Genomic DNA, 26,368 nt, shown 5'->3' on the forward strand with positions numbered 1-26,368 from the left:
TTCTCTTTGTTCACAAAGAGAACAGTACCCTCCAGATAAGGCGCAAATAAACGAAGGATTAAAATAGACAAGAGAAATGCTTTACCCATTGAAATTCAGGCCCATTTACAAAGAACGTATTTGGGGAGGTCGGAAGATCGAGACCGCATTCGGGAAGAAATTGCCCGCCGACGAGAAAATCGGCGAGAGTTGGGAATTATCCGGCGTGGACGGTGATATTTCCGTCGTCGCCAACGGCAAACTCAAGGGGAATAACTTGCAGGAGCTGACCGAGATTTACATGGGCGATCTGGTCGGCGATAAGGTCTTCGAGCGGTATGGCGAAGAGTTTCCGCTGCTGATCAAGCTCATCGATGCGGATGACAACCTTTCGATTCAGGTGCATCCGGATGACAAGCTGGCAGCCGAACGGCATCAGTCTTTCGGAAAGACCGAAATGTGGTACGTGGTGGGGCATGAGGCAGGGGCACAGCTTTATCTGGGATTCAACCAGCCGGTCGATCGGGAGAAATATCTCGAGTATCTGAATGCCGGGCGTTTGGCCGAGCTGCTCACGGCTTACAAGGTTGAAGACGGCGATTCGTATTTTATTCCGGCCGGGACGATTCATGCCATTGGAAAAGGGCTGTTGATCGCTGAAATTCAGCAGACTTCGGATATCACCTATCGTGTTTTTGACTGGAACCGCGTCGATCCGAAGACCGGAAAGGGGCGCGAACTGCACACCGAGCTGGCTCTGGACGCCATTGAATATAAAGCCCGATCGGATTACAAGACCGTGGCGGCTCCGAAGGTGAATGCCCCGGTGACGCTCGAAAAATGTCCCTATTTTCAGACCAATTCGCTGGTCGTATCGGGCGAAGCGGTTCGGGATTATGCGGCATTGGACTCGTTCGTGATTTATATTTGTCTGGACGGCCGGTTGGAAATGGCTTATGACGGCGGTACAGAGACGATTGCCAAAGGGGAGACGGTGCTGGTGCCGGCGGAATTGAACGAGATTGTGCTTCGGGGGGACGGGAAACTGCTGGAGGTGTATATCCCGTAACGAACTTGCATACAATGAGAATGGAATGGTGTTCGGTCGGATCGGGCCGGACACCGTTTTTGTCGTTTCGGGGTGCGAACAAAGACAGCGTCTTGCGGAACGTAAGGCGGGCGGACAGGATTGGGCCGACCCAGCCGCAGCAAAACGTAAGTTTTGCCCGTCCACGGGACGTGGGGCCCGCGCGGCCTGAGCGCAGTCCCTTCCAGTAGCCAAAGATGCGCGCCGACGCCTAAGGAGGCGATTCAACTATTTCGGCGATGAGCCGAAATAGAATGAATCGCCAGGCGCGCGGACAAAGAATGGAACAAAGCTCGACCGTCGCCCGCCCGCCAAAGAGGGCATATTCTGCCGATTGGCGGTGAGCCAATCCGGCAAGAATTGCCGCGGGCGACGAACAGTGCGAAGAGTTGGGCTGCGTCTGCTGCGGGCCGAAGCCTGCGGGTGCCCAAACGAGCATAGTGAGTTGCGGGCCTCCCGCTGGGGGAGGCTCTCGGCCCGCGCGCCCCTGCGGGGCGCAGGGTTTCGACCTTGTTTTTGTCCGCGATTTTTGTTCGCGCGCCTTGGGAAATCTTGTCAAAATGCGATTGCGCATTTTGACAAGATTTCCCTGTTAAGGCGTCGGCGCGCGGTTCGAGCTTTGTGCCGGACGGAACTGCCCTGCGCGGGCGGCGTCCGGGTGACCCCGGCGGGACGGAGCGAAACTACGTTTCGCTAAGGCTGTGTCGGCCCAATCTGCGGGTGGGGTAGCGGCTGCCTTAGGGTAGACCTGGCCGGTTTTCGAGTGCCGAGCGGCACCGTTTATTCCGAGAGGCAACGCAACTGACGACCGCTGGCACGGTTATTCACGCCGCTGGGATCGAGCCATGTTACATAGAAATCCAAGAATATGCCATTGGTACCGCTGCCAGCGGATGACCAGCTATAACCATAATTACCGACGTACAGTAGATCACCGAATCGTTCATTATAACTTGCCGTGCGGTAGCCCGGGGCGGTCTCAGGCAGTCAGGAACTGTCGTGGCCCGGGAGAAGGCGGTTTTTTCGGAACCGCGTTGGAAATTCGCAAAAAAACACTACCTTTGCCCCGCTTCTAATTAATAGACCGTATAATTACATGAGCAACTACATCGACACCCAAAAGAAACAGGAACTGTTTCAGAACTATGGGAAATCGGCTACCGACACCGGATCGGCAGAGAGCCAGATCGCGCTGTTCTCTTACCGGATCGCGCACCTGACCGAACACCTCAAACAACACAAACACGACTACAACACTCAGCGGTCGTTGCTGAAACTCGTCGGGAAACGGCGCAGCATGCTCGACTACCTGATGAAAAACGATATCGAACGCTATCGGGCGATTGTCAAGGCGCTCGGGCTGCGGAAGTAATTCGGGCTATTCCGGCGCAAGTTGTATTTTTGTTATAAAACAGGCGGTTTCTGTGCTCGCGGCACAGAAACCGCCTGTTTTTTTACGAATCACCCCCTCGCTATATTGGTAGGGGGCGTTTTTTTTGTAACTTAGTCCCCGAATTTTCAAGGAAAAAACCATGTATTACAACGCAACCAAAAAGAATATCGAGCTGAGCGGCGGCCGGACGATCGAAATCGAAACCGGGAAACTCGCCAAACAGGCCGACGGAGCGGTGGTCGTGCGACAGGGGGATACCATGCTGCTCGCTACCGTCGTGGCAGCGAAGGATGCCAAAGAGGATGTCGATTTTATGCCGCTGTCGGTCGAGTATAAAGAAAAATATGCAGCTAACGGGCGGTTTCCCGGGGGATTCCTCAAGCGCGAAGCGCGGCCGAGCGATTATGAAATTCTGGTCTCGCGGCTGATCGACCGGGCCTTGCGGCCGCTCTTTCCGAGCGATTATCATGCCGAAGTTTTCGTGACCGTCACCTTGCTGTCGGCCGATCCGGATATCCAGCCGGATGCGCTGGCCGGCTTGGCCGCTTCGGCGGCACTGGCCGTTTCGACCGTCCCGTTCGGAGGGCCGATCTCGGAAGTGCGCGTGGCGCGGATCGGAGGCGAATTCGTCATCAATCCGACCTTCTCGCAGATGGAAGGCGGGGCGTGCGACCTCGATATTATGGTGGCCGCGACCTACGACAATATCATGATGGTCGAAGGCGAGATGAAAGAGGTGTCGGAGGCTGTGATGCTCGACGCCATCAAGTTCGCCCATGCCGAAATCAAGAAACAGTGTCAGGCCCAGATCGAACTGATGCGCGAGGTGGGGACGACCGAAAAACGCACCTACTGTCACGAACAGAACGACTCCGCGTTGCGGGATGCCGTGGCGGCGGCTACCTATAATAAGGTGTACGAAGTGGCCAAGAGCCAGTTGCCCAAACACGAACGCAGCGATAAATTCGATGAGATTCTGATCCGGTATCTCGCCGATTTCGCCGCACAGCATGGTGAAGAGGAGCTCGCGGCCAAAGAGAGCATGATTCGGCGGTACTTCCACGATTATGCCTTGAAGCCGGCCATGCGGAATATGATTCTCAACGACGGAGTTCGGCTCGACGGGCGGAAAACCACCGAAATCCGGCCGATCTGGTGCGAAGTGGGTTACCTGCCGGCACCGCACGGCTCGGCGATCTTCACCCGCGGCGAGACCCAGTCGCTGACTACCGTGACGCTCGGCACGAAGCTCGACGAAAAGGTGATCGACGACGTGTTGCGCGAGGGGACGGAACGGTTCGTGCTGCACTACAACTTCCCGCCGTTTTCGACGGGTGAGGCGCGGCCGGCCAGAGGGCTGTCGCGGCGCGAGATCGGGCACGGGAACCTGGCTTTCCGGGCCTTGAAACCGATGATTCCGGACGAAGCGGAGTGCCCGTATGCGATTCGCGTGGTTTCTGATATTTTGGAATCGAACGGTTCGTCGTCGATGGCGACGGTTTGTGCCGGGACGCTGGCGCTGATGGATGCCGGGGTGAAGATCAAGAAACCGGTATCGGGGATCGCTATGGGGCTGATCGCAGAGGGGGATCGGGTGGCTGTGCTGTCGGACATCTTGGGCGATGAGGACCACCTCGGGGACATGGACTTCAAGGTGACCGGGACGGCGGACGGGATTACCGCCACGCAGATGGATATCAAGGTGGACGGCTTGAGTTATGATGTGCTTGCTGCGGCCTTGGAACAGGCGCGGCAGGGACGGATGTACATCCTCGGAAAGATTACCGAGACCATCGCTGCACCGCGCGAAGATTACAAACCGCACGTCCCGCGGATGGTACAGATCACCATCCCGAAGGAATTCATCGGCGCGGTGATCGGCCCGGGCGGCAAGGTCATTCAGGAGATGCAGAAGGAGACGGGTACCACGATCACCATTACCGAAGAGGGTGAAATCGGCAAGGTGGACGTTTTCGGCGCGAATAAAGAGGGGGTTGAGGCTGCGATCGCCAAGATCAAGGGGATGACGGCGGTGCCGGAGGTCGGAACGATTTACCACGGGAAGGTGAAATCGGTGGTGGCGTTCGGTGCCTTCATCGAAATCCTGCCGGGCAAGGACGGCTTGCTGCACATCTCGGAAATCGACCACCGCCGTTTCGAAACCATGGAAGAGACGGGCATCAAGGAGGGGGATATGATGGATGTGAAACTCATCGCAGTCGATCAGAAAACCGGGAAGCTCAAACTCTCGCGTAAAGTGCTGATCGAACGGCCGAAGTAAGTTTTTCTCGGGAAACTGCGTGTTTTTCTATGCTGTGCGCTTTTTTGGAACGGAATTTGTAAATATTCCGACCGGAGCAAAGGCCTCGATACCCGATTGGTTTATGCTCTTGTTCTTTGGCTACAGGAGGGTACTGTTCTCTTTGTGAACAAAGAGAACCAGAAAAACTTCAGAGGATGCTTCGCATCCTAAAGCTGCCGGCGGCCCAGCTCTCGGACTGTTTTGTCGGGCTGAGGTTTTCCCGGTGGGCGCGCTTAAGGTATTACACCGCATAATAGCGCGCCACACCGGAAACCCAGCCCGACAGACCTGCGAAGACTGAGGACTGCGGAGCCTAAGGAGTAGCGTAGCTAACTAAAAGTTTACCTAAGGGTTTCCTCCTCGCCGCTCGGCAATGTGCAAACTTTGTTTGCATTGCCCTCGCTGGCAGCGTCGGTTTTGGTGCCGCTTTTTGGAAAAAGCGGCAGTTCCATCCGGCACAAAGAAGAGTATGAAAAAGGGATTGATTTTTTGTTTATCCTAAAAGAAAATCGGGAACAAATACGTACCTTTGTGCACCGTAAGGAAAGCGAGAGAAAATAGACCGAAAAACCATTTAATAAATAAACAATTCACTGATCATGAGAAAAGTTTTAAACCTCAGCCTTGCAGTTATCGCTGCGTCGGCTCTTCTCACCAGCTGTAATTGCTTCAGCAAGATGATGAAGAAGACCGCACAGGGCACCACGGCTACCTGTACGCCGGAACTCGTTACCCTGAAAGGGGACAACGCGGTGACCACCATTAGCGTGAATATTCCGGCCAAAGCTTTCCATCGTTACGGTGTGCTGAAAGTGACCCCGGTGATCGTATCGCTGATCGACGGTACCGAATATGCCGGCGAACCGCGCTTCTTCCAGGGCGAAAAAGTACAGGACAACTATACCGTCGTTCCCTTCTCGGGCGGTACGGTGACCATGGACGTGGCGATTCCTTACCACCCGTCGATGCGTCTTTCGCAGCTCGTGCTGAAAGCAGAAGCTAAATGCCTCAAGGGCGGGAAGAAGATCAAAAACTTCACCCCGTACGAAACCCCGATCTTCGTGACCAACGGGGTGAGCGCACTGCAGCTGATGGCTGACAACTATGCGAAAGTGGCGATCGCTCCGGACGCTTTCCAGCGGGTGACCAACATCTCGGAAACCGCCAAGATCATGTTTACGATCAACCAGTCGAACGTTCGTGCCAACCAGCTCAGCAAGGAAGACATCAAAGCCTTGGAAGACTTTATCATCGCCAACAGCGGTGACGCGAAGAAAAAAGTAGGCGATGTCTACACCCAGGCTTACGCTTCGCCGGACGGCCCGCTGGCACTCAACGACAGACTGTCGAAAGACCGCGGTACCTCGACCGAAAAAGCAGTCAGCGCTAAGTTCAAGAAAGACAAAATGCCGGTCGGCACCAAATTCGACATCAACGCGATGGGTGAAGACTGGGAAGGCTTCAAAGAACTGGTCGAAAAATCGAATATTCCGGACAAAGACCTGATCCTCCAGGTGCTCGCCATGCAGAAAGACCCGCAGGTGCGCGACCGTGAAATCAAAAACATGAGCGCAGCGTTCAAAGTGCTGGCTGAAAAGATCCTCCCGGAACTCCGTCGTTCGAAAATGACCGTCAATGTTCAGGTGGAAGGCTTGACCGATGCCGAACTCAAAGAAGCTGTCGCTACCGACATCAACAAACTTAACGTCGAAGAAATGCTTTTCGCCGCTACGCTCTACAACGACAACGCGACCAAAGCGAAAATCTACAAAGCTGCCGCTGAAAAATACAACTGCTACCGCGGGTACAACAACCTCGGCGTGGTGCTCGCAAATCAGGGCGACTATGCAGCTGCCAAGGCGATGTTCCTGAAAGCCGCTTCGCTCAACAGCACCGACCCGTACGTGATCAACAACCTCGGTGTGGTTGCCTTGGCTGAAGGCAAGAAAGCTGACGCTGCCAAATTCTTTGCAGCCTCTTCGATTCCGGAAGCTAAATACAACCAGGGCTTGGTAGAACTCGCTAACGGTAACTATGCAGCTGCGGCTCGCACGCTCGACGGATACAACCAGGCACTGGCTGAACTCCTCAACGGCAACGTCGCTAAAGCTAAACAACAGCTGGCCGGGATGAACACCTGGCGTGCGAACTACGTGAAAGCAGTCATCGCTGCTCGCGAAGGGAATGCAAACGCACTGGTTTCGAACCTGAAAGCTGCCATCGCACAGAACCCGGAAGCTGCTGAACTGGCTGCTACGGACGTGAACTTCTACAACTACTTCGAACACGCTGAGTTTGTAGAAATCGTGAAAGTCAAAGTCAAAGTGAAGAAGTAAATCTTCCTGGCAAAGACAATCGGAACACCCCGGTTCCTCTCTGAACGAGAGGGGCCGGGGTGCTCCTTTTTTCTGCCCGTCTGACCGGAGCGGGCGGATAAGTATTTGCACGTACCGTTCAATGCAGCGGAATCGTTATCTTTGCATCCGAAAATGGCGGAACAGCAGAAAATATCCATCAAAAACAAACGGGCCTCCTTCGATTACGAGATTCTCGAAGAGTGGGTGGCCGGTATCGTGCTGACCGGAACCGAGATCAAATCGATCCGGATGAGCAAAGCCAGCCTCGTGGACTGCTTTTGCTACCTGCACCATGGCGAATTGTTCGTGCGCGGCATGAACATCGCCGAATATCACTGGGGAACCTACAACAATCACCAGCCGAAACGAGACCGCAAACTCCTTCTCAACCGAAAGGAGCTGCGCAAAATCGACCGGGCTTTGCAGGACAAGGGCTTGACGGTGGTGGGGCTACGTCTGTTCATCAATGAGCGCGGTTTGGCGAAACTGGTGATCGGTCTGGGACGGGGGCGTAAAAAGTACGACAAACGGGAGCATCTCAAAGAAAAGGATGCGAAACGCGATATGGATCGCGCTATGAAACGTTGATTTAACCGTTCGTTGATTCGTTTTTTACCCGGGAGTGAACTGTTCTCGTTGGCTTACGCGTTGCCTTCGTCTTCCTCGTGCTACCTTGGCAGAGTCCGTAAACGGTCTCTGCTCTCGGTACGCTACTCGGTTCCTCCTCGCCGCTCGGCAATTTGCAAACTGCGTTTGCATTGCGCTCGCTGGCAGCGTCGGTTGTGAACAAAGAGAACCAGAAAAACTTTAGAGGATGCTTCGCATCCTAAAGCTGCCGGCGGCCCAGTTCTCGGACTTTTTTTGGGCCGGGAGTTGTAGCGCGCTAATGTGAGCTAAACCTTATTGCGCGCTACAACCCCGACCTAAAAGTAATCACGAAGATTGAGGACTGCGGAGCCTGAGGAGTAGCGTAGCTAACTAAAAGTCTTTTGGGTACCTTTTCTTCAGAAAAGGTACAGTTCCATGCGGGTAGACACCGATCAACGAACGATAAAGAATATAAATGCGACAGATATTGGATCATTTCAAGACCGAAGACTGGTTGGCCGTAGGCGCCGGACTGCTGATTATGCTGCTGGCCATCGCGATGCCCGAGTGGATGCCCGTTATGCCCAAGAGTTTGGCCGGCTGGGGAGCGTGGCAGAATATCGCCTGGCTGATCGCCGGGCTGTTCGTCATCGTTTATGTTGCCAGCCGGATTTTGGGGCGTTCGACGCGAGGGATACTGCCCTCGCTGCTCGTGATCTTCGGGATCGCTTTGGCGGCTCAGTATGTGGCCGGATTGCCCGCCGTGAAAAATTCCACCGGGTTGGAGAGCGTCTTTTTCGCCGTGGCATTCGGGCTGTTGATCAGCAATACCATCGGGGTGCCGGATTGGATGCGGCCGGCGTTGCAGAGCGAGTTTTACGTCAAGATCGGGCTGGTGCTGTTGGGTACCACCGTCATCTTCGGCGAGATCATGCAGGCCGGGGCCTTGGGGTTGATTCAGGCGCTGGTGGTCGTGCTGTGCGTCTGGAACTTCGGCTATTGGATCGCCCGGAAGCTCGGCGTGGATCGCGAGATGTCTACGATGCTGGCCAGTGCCGTGTCGATTTGCGGCGTTTCGGCAGCTATCGCTACCTGCGGGGCCATTAAGGGGGATAGCAAAAAGTTGTCGTATGTGATCTCGCTGGTTTTGGTGGTCGCCATTCCGATGATGTACGGGATGCCCTACCTGGCGATGTGGATGGGGCTTTCGCCCGAGGTGGCGGGGGCCTGGATGGGCGGGACGATCGATACGACCGGGGCCGTGGTGGCTTCCGGAGCGGTGCTGGGCGAGACGGCCGAGCAGTACAGCGTGATCGTGAAGTTCTCGCAGAATGTCTTGCTGGGGCTGGCGGCTTTCGCGATTTCGATCTACTGGTCGTATGCCGGCAAGGATCATCGCGAGAAACCCACCGCAGGGGTGCTGTGGGAACGGTTTCCGAAGTTCGTGCTGGGTTTCGTGCTCGCGTCGCTGGTTTTCAGCTTCGCGATGCCGGTCGAGACGGCGCATCGGATCGGAGGGGTGACCAAGAATCTGCAGGGCTTTTTCTTTGCCGTCGCATTCGTTTGCATCGGGCTGGAGACCCGGTTCAAGGATATCTTCAACAAGGACTTCAAGAAACCGCTGTGGGGCTTCCTGATCGCGCAGGGATTCAATATCGTGTTGACGCTGATCGTGGCATATCTGCTCTTCTCCCATATCGGCGATTAGGGCCGGTTTCGGTGAAAATAGGCGAGGGGCGACTTCTTGGTAAAAAAAGTCGCCCCTCGCTTGGGTTTTGACGGCTGCCGGTCGGCTTATTTTTTCGTCGTCTGCGGCACAATCACCGGCAGGGCGCCCGGCAGGCATTCGATGTCGAGCGGGAAGTCGGGCCCTTTCTCGCCGTCGATGTCCGAGGTGACGTGGTCGTTCTCGATGTGCAGCCGGCGGGTCTGGAAGTAGACGATGTCGCTCGGGTAGGCGGCGCCTTTCCTCTTCATCAGGAAGTGGAAGACGTTTTTGACGCTCTCCACGATGTTCTCGCCCCGGATGATCAGCACGTCGAACAGGCCGTCCGTCGCACTGGAGTGGCTGGCGAGTTTCAGGTTTCCGGCCGTCCGGCCGTTGAAGACCAGCAGCAGCAGGCAGCTCCCGCGGAAGGTCAGCTCGTCGGCCTCGACCGTGATGTTCATCTTGCGGAACGAGGGCAGTTCGCCGATGCTGCTGACGTAGTAGGCCAGCTTGCCGAAGACGTTTTTGAGGGCGGTCGGGGTCTTTTGGGAGACTTCGGTGAAGAGGCCGCAGCTCAGTACGTTGATGAAGTAGCGGTCGTTGACGCGCCCCATGTCGAGCCGGGCGACCTGGCCGTTCAATATGGCCCGGCAGGCGTCGTCGAGGTTCTCGGGCATGCCGATCAGGTGGCTGAAGTCGTTGGCCGTGCCGGTCGGCAGGATGGCGATCGGAATCGTGATGTCTCTGTGGCTCAGGTAATTGACGAGTCGGTTGATGGTGCCGTCGCCGCCGGCCACCAGAAGGTGTTCGGGGCGGAGCTCGCCAATCAGCGCGCCGAGGTCGGAGAGGCCTTTTTCTCGCGTGATGCGGAACAGGGTCAGTACATAACCGGCCTGTTGGTAGTGGCGGGCGATCTGATCCAGCTGGGCGACGATCTGCGCTTCGCCGGAGATGGGGTTATACAGGAAAAGTATGTTTTTCATGCCTGAGAGGTTAGGGTGGGCTTACCGGACGACCCGTTTCTCGATTCCGGGGGTCATGTAGACGCCCATCGAGCCGTCCGGCTGGCCGTAGACCAGATAGCCTTCCAGTTCGCTATGCCGCGCCAGCAGTTTCTTGCTCTCCTCCAGCCCCAGCACCATGCAGGCGGTCGCATAGCCGTCCGCGATGGCCGAGGTCGGGGCGATGATGGTGGCCGAAAGCAGGTTGTGTACGGTCGGCCGCAGGGTCTTCGGGTCGATGGTGTGGGTCACTTTGTTGCCGTTCTCGTCGAAGGCGAATTTGCGGTAGTTGCCCGAGGTCACCAGCCCGGCGTCCGTAAGCCGCAGGATGGTCTGCAGATCTTCGCCCGGTACCATGTTGCCCTCCACCGGCCGGTCGATTCCCACGCGCCACTCCCCGCCGCGCGGACTTTCGCCGCGGCACAGAATCTCGCCGCCGATCTCCACCATATAGTCCCGGATGCCGAGCGAGTCGAAGAGCTCGCCCACCAGGTCTGACGAATAGCCCTGCGCAATCGCGTTGAAGTCCAGGGCCAGACGCGGGTCGGTCTTTACGAGGCGTCCCTCTGCGATCTTCACCTTGCCGTAGCCGGTGAAGACGCGGATCGAGTCGATCTCGCGCTGCGAAAGCAGGTGGGGTGTCTCCTCCGTCCCGATGCGGTAGGCGGCGATCAGCGGACGCAGCGTCACGTCGAAAGCCCCTTGGGTGTCGTCGCTGATCCGGCGGGCGATGGCGAGGCACTCTGCAATCCAGCGGTCCGGCCGGGCCGAGGTGTCGTTCTCGTTGAGCCGGGTCAGCAGCGAACTCGGGTTGTAGACCGACATCGAGTTGTCGAAATCTTCCAGCAGCTCCTCGATGTTCGAACGCAGGTCGCGCCCCTGCGGGTCGTGGTAGACGATGTGGTAGGTGCTCCCCTGAGTGAAACCGTCCACGGTGGCGTAGGGTGTTTTCGGCGCACAGGAGGTGAGGCTCAGTGCCGCCCACGCGCCGAGAAGCGTCAGGCTGGTCGTCGTTTTCATAAGGTTAGCGGGATTTTCGTTTCAAAATCTTTTCCACCGCCCGGCGGTAGGCCTGCGCATAGGCCTCCATCCCGTAGTCCGACGGGTGGATATAGTCCACCATCCCGTCTGCCGGCATCCCGATTTCGCGGCGAGAGAGGTAGTGCAAGCCTTTGATCCCCTCCCTGCGCAGGTCGGCGAAAGCACGCCGCTGGGCCCGATCCGCCCGTCCGTCTTCCCCGCGTTTCGCGGCGTTGGTCTGCCGATTGGCGTAGCCCGGGTGTTCGACGAGCAGAATCGGAGTCTCCGGACGGGTCTGTCGGAATTGCCGCACGGCGTTCATTACCAAGGTGTAGATGCTGTCCTCGGGCACATACATGTTCGGCATGCAGTCCACCACATACAGAGCCGCCGGAATCGAGGTCACGTAGCCGATCATCTCCGGTTCGAGGCGTCCGTTCCCCGAGAAACCGAGGTTCACCACCGGCCGTTCCGTCATCCGCTGCAGCAGGTTCGTCCATGCCATTCCCGGCCGCGACGCGCAGGCTCCCTGTGCGATCGAGGTACCGTAGACGACGATCGGCAGTTGCGTTTCCCTCGGCACGAACTCGAATGCCGAGCCCTCCCGCACGCCGATCTTCAGCTCCCGCACGGTGTTGTAGAGCGGCAGGTAGAGGGTATAGGTGGTCGCTTGCGCCGTGTCGGGCAGCTCGCGGTAGGTGTAGGCGATCGGATGGCCGAACGAATAACTCCCCCAGCACCGTTCGCCCCGTCCGTTGTAGAGGTCGACGCCGCTCACGCCGGTCGCCGGCATGTGGGGCATCGCATGCGCTCCCGTCACTTCGTATTGTACGGTAATTTCCGGCGAGTCGGTGATGAATTGCAGATAGAGTCCGGCGCTGTTCCGCGACAGAGACCACACCGCCTCCCGCACAACGTGTCTGGCCGACTCCGGCAGTCGGGTGTAGTCGTTCAGCCGGAAGCCCCGGCCGTGGATATAATCGGTTTCCGTGTCGGCAGCGGCCAGCGGGTCGTGCCAGACGACGGGAGACTGCGCCCGCACCGCGAAGCTGCCGGCGGCGAGCAGGGACAGAAAAATCGTTTGGATCTGTTTCATGGGTGTAAGGATTATCCGAAAAAGCTGCCCACTTTGCCGATGGCGCTCGGCAGGGCGAAAACCACCACTCGGTCGTAAGCCTGTATCTCGGCGTTCCCCGTGGCGATCATCGCCTTGTCGCCCCGCACGATCCCGCCGACGATCGCCTCGCGCGGAAAGTTGATGTGTTTGATCCGACCCTTGGTCGCCGGGCTGTTCGGCTTGACGATGAACTCCAGCACTTCGGCGTCGCACCCGTTCAGGCACTTGATCGCCTGCACGTCGGTGTTCATCGTGAACCGGAAAATGGAGCTCGCCGTAATCAGCTTTTTGTTGATGATGGTGTCGATGCCGATGCTTTCGGCCAGCGAGATGTAGTTCATGTTCTCGACCTCGGCGATCACCTTCTTGACCCCCATCCGCTGGGCCAGCATGGCGGCCAGGATGTTGGTCTCGGCCCGACCCGTGAGCGCCACGAAGGCGTCCATCTTGTCCAGCCCCTCTTCGATCATCACCTCGCTCTTGCGGCCGTCTTCGGCGATCACCAGCGTGTTGTCGAGCATCTCGGCCAGTTTGTAGGCCTTCTCGGGGTTGTAGTCCACCAGTTTGATGTCGATTTCGTTCTGGAGCGCCTTGGCGATGCGCCGCCCGATGCGCGAGCCGCCCAGGATCATCAGGTTCTTCACGTCGATGTTCGGCTTGCCCGAAAAGGCGGTCACCTCTTTCACCGATGAGCGGCCCGAAATGACGTAAACCATGTCGCCCTCCTCGAAGATGTCCTCGCCGCGCGGGATGATCGTCCGGCCGGCCCGCGAGATCGCCACCGTGCGGTATTCGAGGTTCTCGCGGTCGCGCGTGATCTCGATCAGCGAGCGGCCGATCAGCGGCGACGAGGTGTCGAGCCGGAAGACGACCAGCGAGAGCTTGCCGCCCGAAAAGTCGACGTATTCCGAAGTGGAGGAGTGCCCCAGCAGCGTGATCACCTCCTGGGCCGCCGCCTTTTCCGGATAGAAGAGGTAGTCGATCCCCATGTTGATGAAGACCTCCTTGTTGTTGGGCTTCAGGTATTCGTCGTTGTCGATGCGGGCGATCGACTTGCGGGCGCCGAGCTGTTTGGCGATCGCTGCCGAGAGGATATTGGTGTTCTCCTCGGGCCCCACGGCCATGAAGAGGTCGCACCGCTGCACCTCGGCCCGGGTCAGGGTCTCGAACGAGGTGACGTCCCCCTCGATGGTCAGCACGTCCGACAGCGAGGCCAGCTCGTCGAGCCGCTTCTCGTCCTCGTCGATGATCGTGATGTCGTGGTATTCGTTGCTGAGCATTTTGACGAGGTGGCTCCCCACTTCGCCCGCTCCGGCGATGAGTATCTTCATGACAAACAGGAGATAAATCCTTGCAAAGGTAGCGAAAAAAGCACTATTTTTGTTAGATGCGCCGTTATAGAGGCGGGAAGTTTTCAAATCCTTCGAAGCGATGTCCAATCTATTGATTCTTATAGCTATTGCCGTGGTGGCGGTGGGGCTTTTCGTGCTCGGTCTTTCGATTACGCTGATCCGCAAGGGGCATGATCTGGAGAGTGACGTGGGGAGCAACCGCGAGATGCGCCGCCGGGGGATCGAGTGTGCGTCGGCGCAGATCCGGCGCGAGGAGGCGGAGCGGCTGGGGCGTAAATTCGACCTGCCGGGCGGGTGCGACGGGGCGTGCGGGACGTGTGCCGGGGAGGATAAATGTCGGTAAATCGGAAGAAACGACCGTCTGTGGTCGGATTTTCCGGTACGGTGTCCCGCTGTTAATTATTTGTAAATAAACGGGTTGTTTACTCGCATTTCGCATGTCGGGGTGTTGTACGATACGAAAATTGGTGTACCTTTGCCTTCGTGAGGTGGTTTGCGGAGGCGGATTTGTGTCACCAAATTTTGGCAGATGAACAGATGGAAATTCGTAGGGGGGCGGTTGGCGACGGCCGGAACGGTTTTCCGCGGAGGATTGCTGGGGCTCTTGTGCGGAGGGATGCTCGCGGGGGGGTGTTCGCGGCGCGATGAAGCTCCGTTCGGAGCGGAGGGCAGTGCGGAGGTGTCGTTGAACCTGGCGGTGGATTCGGTGGGGAGCGAGGTCTCGTTCGGGACGACCAAAACGACCAAGCCGGCCGAGGCGATCGATCCGCATGAGGATCTGGCTATCTATGTCATTAATTCCAGGAACGATACACTGGCGCGGTGGAAGAATTTCAATTCGCTGCCGTCGTCGCGGCTCAAGTTTACGCCGGGGGCGTATAAGATCGTGGCCGAATATATGCCGGAGGGTGGGGTGCGGTTTCCGTCGCTCGATTCGTATCTCTATCGGGCCGAGGATAAGTTTGTGATTGCGGCGGGGGATCATCGCGAGTGCGATTTGGTGGCCCGGCTGGCGTGCGGGAAGATCAGCGTGGTGTTCGACGAGAGTTTTTCGTACTACTATCCGAACTACTCGGTCGATATTCGGACCACGGGGAGCGAGTTTCTCAATTTCAAGAAGGGTTCTGTCCAGCGGAGCGGATATTTTGCTCCGGGGACGGTTCGGCTGCGGTTCCATCTCATTACCCAGGATTTCGATTTGATCACTTTTTCACCGACGTCGCTGCCGGCGATTCGGGCGGGGGAACACTATAAGATTACGATGTCGGTGGGGGCGGATTACGGGAATGCGCAGGTGATCGTGCTGCGGACGGAGACCGAGACCCATCCGGCGCAGGAGGTCGAGGTCGAAGTGCCGCGGTATTTCCTGCCGAAAGATGCGCCGACGTATACCGCGACGGGGTTTGTGAGCGGGGTGGCGCAAACCTTGTTCGAGGGGGAACAGGCCGAGTGGAGCGTGCAGACGACGGTGCCGGGGGGGATTTCGTCGTTCGTGCTGCGGATCGGGGCGGGGGACGATGTGTTGCGGGATCGGCTCGGGCTGGCGGCGGGGCAGACGGAGATCGACCTGGCGGGGCTGCCGGCCGACGATCCGATGCGGGATCGGTTGCAGGATGCAGGATTCCGCTGGGGCGAGGCGTTGAATAGTCCGGAGGAGGCGGCGATCTCGACTTTGGCGTGGGTGGACTTTACCGAGGCGATGCGGGCGCATGCGGATCATTCGACGGCGAATTATGATTTCGGCTTCTTGTTGACGGACAACTATGGACAGACGCTCGATCCGAACGGCGGAGCGGTGGAGGTGCGGGCTACGGTCGAGTATCCGGAGATGAAGCTCTTGCCGCCAGTGCCGGCGGATATTTGGTCGTCGACCGCTTACTTTACGGTGCAGGCCAATTACGATATTTTCAACGGGCTGCATCCGACGCTTCAGTATCGGCGGAAGATCGCGGGGGCGACCTGGAACGATGCCGTCGAGGGGGACAACCTGACAGTGAGGGAGCTGCCGACGACCGACGGGGGGAAGACTTATAATATACAGTACGAGTTGACGGGGTTGAACCAGGGGACGGATATCGGTCAGGAGTCCGGTCGGGAATACGAGTTCCGGGTGGTGGTGAACGAGAACCGGACCAGTCCGGTCTATGCGTTGACCACCGAGACGCGGCCGTACCTGCCGAACCGGAACTTCAACGCTTACACGGAGGCGGCGTTGTTCGGGGTGCGGTATGTGTTCGAGGGGGGCTGGGCCACTCGGAACCCGGCTACAGCGGGGCAAGAGGAACAACGCTATCCGGCCAATGAGTTGAGCTGTAAGAATACGACTTATCCGGAACAGATCGATGGCGAGACATGGGTGGCGATGAAGACCGCTTACTGGGGGCGGGCGGAATATTGGGCGTTCGGAAACAAACAGACTACGCCGAAGAATATTACCGCGGGGATTTTGTATCTGGGTTCTTATGCGTATACGTATAAGAAAGAGGGGATCGGAACGAATGTGCAGCCTTATTATGAAATATTGAACACCGAAACGCTCGGACGGGGGATTGCCTGGCCGTCGAGGCCGACCTCGCTGTCGCTCAACTACATCTTTTTGCCCAAAGACGATGACAACAATCGGGATCGGGGATACATCTGTGTGGCGATGTATGGGGTGGATGCGACGGGGACGGAGGTCGAAATTGCGCGAGGAGAGGTCTACCTCGACCCGTTTACCGGGAAGCGCGAGACCGCGACACCGTTGACGATTAAGCTCGATTACAGCCGGACCGATGTCAAGGCGACCAAGATCGACGTATTCTTCAGTTCCAGCGAACATTACAGGAAGGAAGATAGTCCGGCTTGTAACGGGAATACTTATACGGGGAATATCTTGAAAATTAAGGATGTTCGCTTGAACTACGAAAAATAACGATACACACACCTTTTCTGAATACTCAAAAGAAATCAAGGGACTTTTTTAAATCGGAAAACCATGAAAAAGTACACCTATACAAAGAAAAACAACCCGCTGTTTCGGTCGATGACCGGTATCTTGTCCGGGGTGGCGGCTGTGATCGGAGGGGGGCTGTTGCTCGCTTCGTGCGTCAGCAAGAAAGAACCGGATCCGTACGGGCGGGGATTGGGATCCTTTACCGTCGCGTCGCTGCGGGGTGAAGGCGAGTTCGTTACGATCGAGACCCGGGCGGAGGGTGAAACGGTCGACGTGTCGGGATTCCGGGTCGGGGTGCTTGATCAGGACGGGCAGCCTATCCTGGATCAGGATGGGAAAACGCCGCTCTTCCAGTGGGACGCTTTTGCCGAGATCGACGGGCAGACCGTTACGATTCCGTCGGGAAAATACCAGTTTACGGCAAATAATCGTCCGGCGGTGCCGACTCCGGCGGCATGGGATCATCCGGTGTACGAGGGGACTACCGATTTTGCGGTCAAGATCGGCGGCCTGACCGAGGTGAAGCTGGTTTGTAAACTGACCAATGTCAAGGTTACGCTGGCTTTTACGGAGAACTTCCGCAACATGGTCGACAATGCGACGGTCGAGGTCTATACCGATTACACCGATCCGGACAAGGCGGAGAAGCGGAAAGCCAATCTGACCTGGACGTTGGACGAGACCCGGGCCGGGTATTTCGATGTGCCGGAGGACGGGCAGTTCTACGTGTGCGTCAAGGGGATCCGGAAAGAGGACGGCAAACCGCTCGGCAATGGCGAGGGACAGACTTTCAAAATCAGGAAACAGGACGGCGGGACGTTGCAGGCACAGGACTGGGCGCAGGTGCTGATCGGGTACGAGCAGAGCGGACAGGGAGGACTGTCGGTCTCGATCGACCACGAGTTGCACGAAGAGGAGCATATCGTGATCGTTCCGGACGGGGATGATGTGATTAACGGCGGGTCGAACAACGAGAACTGGGAGGGGGACGACGATCCGAACGGCGGGGATGAACCGGGCGGCGATTCGGCGGCAGCGGAAGTGGCGGGGACTTATAGCGGGACGTTAGGAGTTGTGCTGGGGGGAGCTACGGTGGATGAGATGTCGGGTCAGCCGGCGCGGTTGACGATGACTGCGACCGGGAATACCATTACGTTGGAACTCATCGAATCGGCTTTGCCGGAAGACTTGTTTACCAGCAAGATACGGGCTGAAAAGGTCTCGGTGAAGAAGGAAAGCGACGGGACTTACACGCTCTCGGGAGCAGGGAAAGTAGGGGTCGGAGGAGAGGATGTGGACTTTACCTTGCGTGCGACGGGGACGCCGAGCGGGATGACATTTACGATCGACGTGCCGTTGGTGACGGTGGTGGCGACAATCGAGAACGCGGTGCGGCAGTAGTTCTTTTGAAGGAGAACTTTCTCCGCCGGCAGGCCAATTGCCCACCGCGGGGCCCCGTTCGGGGCTTTTACTGGGGCTCTTTCCGCCTTAGTTGGCGGGGTCTGCGCGGCCTGAGCGCAGTTCCATCCGGTTCAAAGCTCGTCGCGCGCCGCCGTCAGAAAGACGATTCAACTGTTTCGGCGATGAGCCGAAACAGTTGAATCGCTTAGGCGCGCGAACAAAGAACGGTGCGAAGATTTGGGCTGACACAGCCAACCGCCCACCGCGGGCACGCGGGGCCGCGCGGCCTGAGCGCGTCGGACACGGTTTCTCTACTATTATAATACCCCGCGCGCCACGCCTTAAGAGGGAAATTAGCCCAATCAATGCGAATTGATTGGGGATAATTTCCCAAGCGCGCGGATAAAGAATGTTCTTTTGAAGAATTCCCGCGCGCGCTTGCTGGATAAGGAAATCGTTCAAAAACGTGAATCGCTTTTGAACAAGATTTCCGCCAGCGCGCGGGCAAAGAATGTTTTTTATTGGATGGTATAGCGATACGCAGTATCGCTCTGTCCCGCCGGGGTCACTCGGCCGCCGCCCGCGTAGGGCAGTTCCATCCGGTGCGAAGTTTTGGGCTGACACAGCTGCAGCAAAACGAAGTTTTGCCCGTCCACGGGATGTGGGGCCCGCGCGGCCCGAGCGCAGTCGAAGCTCGATAGTCGCCCGCCCGCTTAAAAGGGGAATTTCATTCGTTTTGCGGGAGCAAAATCGAGAAGAAATTCCCGCGGGCGATGGCAGAGAATGGTTCAAAGTTGCTTTCGGACCGGACGCCCGGGAGCGGACGCAATCATTGACACGCGAGTGGCATTATTGCGGGCCTCCCGAGGGGAGGCGTTCGGCCCGCGCACCCTGCGGATGCGGTTGGTTGCGAGGGAAAGAATGATAAGAATTGCCCGCTCCGACGGAGGCGGAAGTGTTCCGAGCAAGCTCCAGTTTTCGTGTGCCGGGCGGCACCATCCGTGGGGGGGATGTTGGCTTTGTGCAATTTTCAGTTGCGGAGCAAAGGGTTGCTGCAGCTAAAAAAAGATGTAAAAAATAAAAGATCGGCAATGAAACGGCTGATAATGAAATATATACCGATTTTTGTCTCGGCGATGGCGATCGTAGCGACGGGTTGTCGGCACGGATTGGACGCAGGGGGACGATTGGGCGAGTTGTCGTTTGTGGTCGAACGGAATGACGAGCTGACCCTTAAGGGCGGACAGGTCGATAACGAGATTCCGTATCGGATCGACGTGGTCGATGACCGGGGAGATACGGTGGCGCACTATGACGACCATCGCGAGATCGTGTCGATTAAGTTGGCGGAGGGGACTTATCAGGTGTATGCCGAAGACAATCTGGAAGTTGAACCGGGGAATCGCTTCGGACAACCGAGGTATCGGGGACATCAGCCGGTGGTTGTGCGGTCGGGACATATCTCGCAGGTGGTGTTGATCTGCCGGTTGCATAATGTCAAGGTGCAGGTGGATTTCGACCGGACTATTCGCGAACGGCTCAGGAATTACAAACTGTACGTGCAGCCGGAAGAGGATTCGCCGGCGGAACAACGGTTGGAGTTCGACCAGACGGCGGTGGATGCGGGGCAGAATATCGGGTGGGTGCAGCAGACGGAGAATGGACGGTTTTTGTTGCGGTTTTTGGCCGCCAACGAGCAGGAACCGGATCGGTTGTTGGAGTATCGGCGGGTGATTGCCGATGCCGAGGCAGGTGATTTTTACCGGTTTACGATCCGGATGGACGAGAACGGGAGTGCGTCGAGTGGGGGGAATGTGTTCCGGCTTTCGGTGCGGACGGATTTGGCGGAATACAGCTTTCCGCTGGCGGTGATGGAGCCGACCCGGGGATTGCCGGTGGTGCGGCGGGATGACGGGGGGAGTATTTCCGATCCGATCTCGACCAACGAAGACAATCGGGACGGAAATGGAAAGGTGCGGATCGAGGCGGAGGCGGGGTTCGAGCGGATCCGGATTCGGCATGAGGATCCGACGGTGTTGCTGAAGTACGGATTACCCGGGATGATTACGCTCGGGGGGGATAACAGTGCGGCGGAGGATGAAGAGCAGCGGCAGCGGTTGGCGGATGTGATCGCGTGGGGGGCGGGGACGGACGACCGGGCGTGCGTGGTGGGGGAACAGGAGATGTGGATCGACTTTTCGACCTTGATGAACGTGCGGGAGGTCGACGGGGCGAAGCTGCCGGGGAAACCGGGGCGGTATGACATCGATATCGAGATTTACGACGCCGACCGGCAGATGCGGACGCAGCGGATTACGCTCGCCGTGGCGCGCGACTTTGCGACGGGAGCGGCTCTGGGAACTTCGTTGGTGAACGGGGTGCCGGGGCTGGGGGCGAAGTATGCTTACGTTTCGGCGTCGTGGCTTAATGTGCGGCCGGCCGGGCTTGCGTTCGAGTACCGGAAGAAGTTCGGCACGGGGAGCGGCGCGGCTTGGCAGCGGGTGACGGTGGACGAGGCATTGGTGAACGAAGCAACGAAAACTTTCGTCGGGTTGCTGCGCGGGTTGGAGCCGGAGACTACGTATGAGTTCCGACCGGTAGGGGACGGGGTCGATGCCGGGACGATCGAGACGTTTACGACGGAACCTTATGTCGCCGTGCCGAACTTGGATTTTGAGGGGGGCTCTACGGGATCGTTCGATGGGGCGAGCGGTGTGTACGATCCGAATATTCCGGGGCAGGAGCGGTTTTGGGCGACCGGGAATCCGGGCGGGAAGTTTACGATGTTTGGACAGGGGTTGGATAAGAATGTTACGTTGCCGGTGACGGGGAGCGAGGCGCATACTGGGACGGCGTTGTGGCTTACCTCTTATTATGTCAGCAAGTTCGGTGTGAATAGTTTGGCGTCGGGGAGTATTTACAGCGGGACTTTCGGGCCGATTAGCAGTGCGCCGATGAATACCGAAGCGCAGCGGGCGTTGGTGCACTATGGGAGACCGTATACCGCGCGGCCGTTGGCGTTGAAGGGGTGGTACAAATATTTGCCGAAGGCGATCAATCGGGATATCGACGGGAAATTCCCGGAACTACAGGGACAGGAGGACAAGTGTAAGATCTATGTCAGCCTGGAGGCGTGGGGGAGCGGTGTGACGGATCGTCCGGCGAATCCGACGGTGGTGGGGTATGGCGAGTTGTTGAGCGGAGCGACGCCGACCGATACGCCGGAGGCGGCGGCGAATAACGGATATGTGTCGTTCGAATTCCGGATCGATTATCCGGAGGATATGCTCGGACGGCGACCGGATCATATCGTGATGGGGGCGACGTGCAGCTATTTGAGCGACGATTTCTGCGGGGGAGAGGGGAGTACGCTTTATATCGACGACTTTGAACTGATATGGGATCCGACAGAGTTGGCGGTACAATAAATACAGGGGATACAAAAGAAGACGTTCGGCGGATAACGATCGGGCATACAAGAGAAATAGCATGAAAAAAATCATCAATCTGCTGTTGGCGACCGGATTTGTGGCGGGAGCGATTCCCGCTTCGGCGGCGGGAGGGGCGGCGGTGCCGGAAGATACAACGGCGATTCGGGTGGCGGGGGTTGCTGCTGCGTCGGATACGGTTTCGGGGGGACGGGAGCTGGCTACGGTGCAACCCACACAAGCCCCGTCGAAGTCCAAAAAGAAACAGAAGTTCGACCGGGGGATTACCGCCGGACAGACGTTTATGCCTAAAGGGGTGTGGTTTTTCGGGGGGAATATCTCTTATACCCAGCACAATAACGACGACTATCAACTGCTCGGTCTGCTGAAGGATTTCTCCAGCAGGGGATATACGTTTGCCTTGCGGCCGATGGTCGGATACTCGTTCTCGAAGAATATGGCGGCCGGGCTGGCGTTTACCTATCAACGGACGATGCTCCAGATCGATAACGTCAGCCTGGGGTTCGGAGATCTGAGCTTCGGTTTGTCGGATATGTACAACATCGAACACGTCTATACCGGGACGATCTTCCTGCGGAACTACATCAACCTGGGAAACAGCCGTCGGTTTGCGCTGATCAACGACTTGAAACTCCAGCTGGGCGGCGGACAGGGGAAGATGACGAACGGCGTGGAGGATGATTTGACGGGGACTTATACGAAGATTTACCAGATCGGTTTGGTTTGTTCGCCGGGTTTGGCGGTTTTTGTGAACGACTTCGCCGCTGTGGAAGCGACGATCGGGGTGATGGGCTTCCAGTACAAACGCACGGAGCAGACTACGGATCAGATTCATCACGGGGTGAGAACCTCCAGCGGGGCGAACTTCAAAATCGATATTTTTTCGATTGCGTTGGGGATGACCTTTTATTTGTAGACTATGGGGCGGAAGAGACATAATCAGAGATTCTGGCCGATGCTCCTGCTGCTGGCGGGAGTCGGCTCGGGGCTGAGCGGGTGTATCAAGAACGACATCCCGTTCGAGACCGTGCCGGGGAACATTACCGCGATGGAGATTCGCGGGGCCGAGGAGTTGACGCTGGACAATACCACGCGGACGATCGAACTGACGCTGGCGGATACGGTGGATTTGCGGCGGGTTTATTTGCGGGATTTCCGCATCACTCCGGATGCGCGGATGGTCGATAACGTGACGGGACAGGAGATGGATACCCTCGACTCGTACTACCTGGACTTGACGCAGGGGGGGGCGAAGTACGAGATTCCGGCGGATAAGACGTACGGATTTACGGTGATTACCTATCAGGACTACGTGTGGACGCTGCAGGCCCGGCAGAATATTGCGCGGAGCTTCGTGCTGGACGACGGGCTGCAGATCGGCGAGGCGAAGTTCAGCGCGGTGGATTATAGCGTGACGGCGTATGTGCCGGAGAACGTCTCGCTGAACGATGTCGAGGTGAAGGAGCTGCGGCTCGGGCCCTCCAATTCGACGATGGCCTGGCTGGCGCCGGACGGGACGGAGGTCGAGAATGTGGATGTGCGGACGATTCGCGACTGGAACCTGCCGCAGCGGTTTATCGTGCGCTTTTTCGATATCGAACAGACATGGACCGTTACGATCGAACAGTCGATGCAGTATGTGACGGAGATGACGGTCAATCCGTGGGCCAAGTTCGCCTACTTCTCGGCACAGGGGCTGACCTCGGCAGGCGAGTGCGGCTTCCAGGTGCGGCCGGCGGGGGCGGGCGACGACGCGTGGAGCGCCGTTTCGGGCGTAGAGGTCGATGGGACTTCGTTCTCGGGCAAGGCGACCGGTCTGCAGCCGGCCACGAACTACGAGGTGCGGGGCGTGATCGGCGACAATTACGGCGATCCCGTGGCGTTTACGACCGAGGCGGCGGTAGAGGTGCCGAACCTGAACTTCAATACGTGGACTCAGAAAGGGAAATCCTGGTTCCCGAATGCCGATGCGGCCAACTCCTATTGGGCGACGGGGAACGATGGGGTGGTCATATACGCCAGTCCGAACAGCGTACCGGTCGAAGGAGCGGGGAATGCCGTCGAGGGTCGGGCGGCGCGGCTGGAGACGCTGGGCGGGGTGCCGCTTGTTCAGATCGCCGCGGGGAACCTTTTCACGGGGAATTACACGACGAATCTGGGCAATCCGGCCTCCAGCGCGGTGATGGGGCGGCCTTACACCGGGCGGCCGACGCGTATGACGGGATGGTACAAGTATACGCCGAAGGTGGTGACGGTCGGGGGCAATAAGTATAGCCAGAAAGAGCATCCCGATGCGGTGGGGTCGATGGACTATTGTACGATCTATATCCGGCTGGAGGACTGGGGCGGTGCGACCGAACGGCCTGCGAATCCGAAAGTGATCGCCTATGCGGGGCTGGAAGACAATACGGTCGTGGAGGACTATAAACAGTTCGATCTCACGCTGGAATATTATGACCGCGAGACGCGGCCGACCCATATCGTGATCGTAGCCTCTTCGAGCCGCTATGGAGACGATTTCTGCGGCGGGCCGGGGAGTGTGCTGTATGTCGACCAATTCGCCCTGAGTTTCGACGAGGTCGATTGACGGCTGTTTTGCAGGGGGGGATTTTAAGGAATGGGGGGGACGCTTTTCTAAAGCGCTCCCCCCTCGGTATTTTTGGCCTCCGGCGGGCGTTGGAACCGGGGAGGAAGAGGATCGGGAGGTTGCGCAAAAGCAAAAATTTTAGTAATATTGCGAACCATTTCGAGCGGAGTGAGCGGTCGCCGGTCGTTCCGCCGATACCCAAACCGACCAACTTGGAATCGATCATGAAATCCGCGACAATCGTCTGTTGTCTGGCGGGGAGTCTGGCATTGGCCGTCGGAGGCCCGTGTCTCCTCTCGCCAAATCGGGCCGTTTCGGCGGCAGTCTCTTCTTTGGCTGTGGCCGATCAGGCTCGTCAACCCCTTTTTATTACCGATATCACCACCCTCGCCGACGGGCGCGTCGTTACCTCCGATAAAGGCGACAAATCGGTGCGGATTTACCGGGTCGGGCAGTGGGAGAGCCCGGTTCGGAGCTGGACGTTCGAACAGACCCCGACCGGAGTGGCAGTGGGGAAGGGAACTGCGGGAAAAGAGCGGATTTTTGTGACCACCTTCGATAAATACGGAACGCTGGAGGCGATCGATCCGGCGAAAGAGGGGCCGGAAGCGGTGGAGTGGAGCGTGGCGGTGGGATCGGGAGCGACCTCGCCCGTCTATTCGAAAGAGGGATGGCTCTATGTGCTCAACCAGTTTGCCAATACCGTGGACAAGATCGATCCGGTGGCCGGGAAACAGGTGGCGAGCGTATCTGTGTTGCGGGAACCGAAAGGCGCCGTGGTTTCGCGGGACGGGAAATACCTGTTCGTGGCCAATTTCCTGCCGGCCCAGCGGGCCGATGTGGACTATGTGGCGGCGGATGTGTCGGTCATCGATCTGAACTCCTTTAAGAAAATCAAAGACATCAAGCTCGCCAACGGGAGCAATGCCCTGCGCGGGATCGCGCTCAGTCCGGACGGGAAGTATGTGCTTGTGTCACATAATATGGGACGGTTTGCCGTCCCGACCTCGCAGCTGCAGCAGGGGTGGATGAACACCAGCGCGCTGAGTGTGGTGGATGCCGAGAAGCTGGAGTTCGTCGGCGGGATCGTGCTCGACGAACCGGAACACGGCGCTGCGGGGATCTGGGATATCTGCAGCGTGGGGGACAAGGTCTTTGTGACCCACTCCGGGACGCACGACCTGAGCGTGATCGACTATCCGGCGATGGTCGCCCGGCTGAAAGCATACCGGGGAACGGCGGAACAGTTGTCGTACGACCTGCGCTTCCTGTACGGGATTCGGGAGCGCGTGGCGCTGACTGGAAACGGGCCGCGGAAGATGGCCGTCTCGGGGGATGGGGCGCAGTTGTATATACCGACCTATTTTTCCGACACGCTGAATGTGGTGGACGTGGCGGATCGTCGGATTGCAGCCGCCGTACCGCTGGTGAAAGATCGACAGGAGACCGATGCGCAGGCCGGCGAACGGATTTTCAACGATGCGACATTCTGTTTCCAGAACTGGCAGTCGTGCAACGGATGTCATCCGGGGGATGCGCGGACCGACGGGATGAACTGGGACCTGATGAACGACGGAATCGGAAACCCGAAGAATTGCAAGAGCCTCCTCTATTCCCATGTGACCCCGCCGAGCATGATCTCCGGCATTCGGGTCGACGCGGAGACCGCTGTCCGGAAAGGGTTCACCTTTATTCAGTTCCACAACATTCCGGAGGATCTGGCCCGGAAAGTGGATGTGTATTTGAAAGCGCTCAAGGCGGTGCCCAGTCCGTACCTGGTGGACGGCCAGCTCTCGGCCAAGGCCAGGGAGGGGAAGAAAGTCTTCGACAAATACCGGTGCGGAGATTGTCACAGCGGGGAGTACTTTACCGACATGCAGATGCACCGCATCGGCGAGGATGTCGAATTCGAAAAGGGGTGGGACACGCCGACCCTGCGCGAAGTGTGGCGCACGGCGCCCTACCTCTTCGACGGCCGTGCAGCGACGATGCGCGAAGTCTTCGAAGTCTATCGGCACGGATTGGACGGCAAACGGCCGAGCGCGAAGGAGATCGATGCGCTGGTGGAATACGTGAACTCATTGTGACGGGC

General features: G+C 57.9%; 17 protein-coding genes. 13 read left to right on the forward strand and 4 right to left on the reverse strand.

Going from position 1 to position 26,368, the window contains the following annotated elements; translation table 11 throughout:
- The first annotated feature begins 76 nt into the window (after positions 1–76).
- The 6 genes from QZ292_RS02345 to QZ292_RS02370 all read left to right on the forward strand — a co-directional run bounded on the left by QZ292_RS02345 (position 77) and on the right by QZ292_RS02370 (position 9,414).
- Positions 77–1,048: a type I phosphomannose isomerase catalytic subunit gene (locus QZ292_RS02345; RefSeq protein ID WP_294597325.1), complete on the forward strand. Its 972-nt coding sequence runs from the start codon at positions 77–79 to the stop codon at positions 1,046–1,048.
- Between the two features lie 1,114 nt (positions 1,049–2,162).
- Positions 2,163–2,438: a 30S ribosomal protein S15 gene (gene rpsO, locus QZ292_RS02350; RefSeq protein WP_294597328.1), complete on the forward strand. Its 276-nt coding sequence runs from the start codon at positions 2,163–2,165 to the stop codon at positions 2,436–2,438.
- Positions 2,439–2,598: 160 nt separating this feature from the next.
- On the forward strand, positions 2,599–4,740 hold the full coding sequence (gene pnp, locus QZ292_RS02355; protein WP_294597331.1) for a polyribonucleotide nucleotidyltransferase: 2,142 nt from the start codon (positions 2,599–2,601) through the stop codon (positions 4,738–4,740).
- 620 nt (positions 4,741–5,360) lie between these two features.
- Entirely contained in the window at positions 5,361–7,097 is a 1,737-nt protein-coding gene (locus tag QZ292_RS02360; protein ID WP_294597334.1) for a hypothetical protein, read from the forward strand.
- Positions 7,098–7,250: 153 nt separating this feature from the next.
- On the forward strand, positions 7,251–7,706 hold the full coding sequence (gene smpB / locus QZ292_RS02365; RefSeq protein WP_294597378.1) for an SsrA-binding protein SmpB: 456 nt from the start codon (positions 7,251–7,253) through the stop codon (positions 7,704–7,706).
- Positions 7,707–8,181: 475 nt separating this feature from the next.
- Positions 8,182–9,414 carry a putative sulfate exporter family transporter gene (locus QZ292_RS02370; RefSeq protein ID WP_294597336.1) on the forward strand — a complete coding sequence of 411 codons (1,233 nt, stop codon included), beginning with the start codon at positions 8,182–8,184 and terminating at the stop codon, positions 9,412–9,414.
- A gap of 86 nt (positions 9,415–9,500) precedes the next feature.
- On the opposite strand, the gene QZ292_RS02375 is transcribed toward QZ292_RS02370, so the two are convergent.
- From QZ292_RS02375 to trkA, 4 genes are read right to left on the reverse strand one after another with little or no spacing between them, the layout of a single operon-like run.
- Entirely contained in the window at positions 9,501–10,397 is an 897-nt protein-coding gene (locus QZ292_RS02375; protein WP_294597339.1) for a YegS/Rv2252/BmrU family lipid kinase, read from the reverse strand.
- Positions 10,398–10,418: 21 nt separating this feature from the next.
- Positions 10,419–11,435, reverse strand: coding sequence for an FAD:protein FMN transferase (locus tag QZ292_RS02380; RefSeq protein WP_294597342.1), 1,017 nt, complete (start codon positions 11,433–11,435; stop codon positions 10,419–10,421).
- A gap of 4 nt (positions 11,436–11,439) precedes the next feature.
- Positions 11,440–12,531 (reverse strand): SGNH/GDSL hydrolase family protein, encoded by a 1,092-nt coding sequence (locus tag QZ292_RS02385; protein ID WP_294597345.1) that lies wholly within the window; start codon positions 12,529–12,531, stop codon positions 11,440–11,442.
- An 11-nt stretch (positions 12,532–12,542) separates the two neighbouring features.
- Positions 12,543–13,883 carry a Trk system potassium transporter TrkA gene (gene trkA / locus QZ292_RS02390; protein WP_294597347.1) on the reverse strand — a complete coding sequence of 447 codons (1,341 nt, stop codon included), beginning with the start codon at positions 13,881–13,883 and terminating at the stop codon, positions 12,543–12,545.
- A 100-nt stretch (positions 13,884–13,983) separates the two neighbouring features.
- On the opposite strand from trkA, the gene QZ292_RS02395 reads away from it, so the two are divergent.
- The 7 genes from QZ292_RS02395 to QZ292_RS02425 all read left to right on the forward strand — a co-directional run bounded on the left by QZ292_RS02395 (position 13,984) and on the right by QZ292_RS02425 (position 26,363).
- Positions 13,984–14,247 (forward strand): hypothetical protein, encoded by a 264-nt coding sequence (locus tag QZ292_RS02395; protein ID WP_294597350.1) that lies wholly within the window; start codon positions 13,984–13,986, stop codon positions 14,245–14,247.
- A gap of 186 nt (positions 14,248–14,433) precedes the next feature.
- Complete coding sequence (locus tag QZ292_RS02400; protein WP_294597352.1) at positions 14,434–16,818, forward strand: DUF4493 domain-containing protein; 2,385 nt, start codon at positions 14,434–14,436, stop codon at positions 16,816–16,818.
- A gap of 63 nt (positions 16,819–16,881) precedes the next feature.
- Positions 16,882–18,240, forward strand: a complete 1,359-nt coding sequence (locus QZ292_RS02405) for a DUF4493 domain-containing protein (RefSeq protein ID WP_294597354.1) — start codon at positions 16,882–16,884, stop codon at positions 18,238–18,240.
- A gap of 1,091 nt (positions 18,241–19,331) precedes the next feature.
- A complete protein-coding gene (locus tag QZ292_RS02410) occupies positions 19,332–21,668 on the forward strand; it encodes a PCMD domain-containing protein (protein WP_294597355.1) in 2,337 nt (778 codons plus the stop codon).
- A 61-nt stretch (positions 21,669–21,729) separates the two neighbouring features.
- On the forward strand, positions 21,730–22,605 hold the full coding sequence (locus tag QZ292_RS02415; RefSeq protein ID WP_294597357.1) for a hypothetical protein: 876 nt from the start codon (positions 21,730–21,732) through the stop codon (positions 22,603–22,605).
- A gap of 39 nt (positions 22,606–22,644) precedes the next feature.
- Positions 22,645–24,276: a PCMD domain-containing protein gene (locus tag QZ292_RS02420; RefSeq protein WP_294597359.1), complete on the forward strand. Its 1,632-nt coding sequence runs from the start codon at positions 22,645–22,647 to the stop codon at positions 24,274–24,276.
- A gap of 224 nt (positions 24,277–24,500) precedes the next feature.
- Entirely contained in the window at positions 24,501–26,363 is a 1,863-nt protein-coding gene (locus QZ292_RS02425) for a YVTN family beta-propeller repeat-containing protein (protein WP_294597360.1), read from the forward strand.
- Positions 26,364–26,368: the final 5 nt, after the last annotated feature.

Origin of the sequence: uncultured Rikenella sp. (assembly GCF_910577125.1) — a bacterium.
Taxonomy (GTDB): Bacteria; Bacteroidota; Bacteroidia; order Bacteroidales; family Rikenellaceae; genus Rikenella.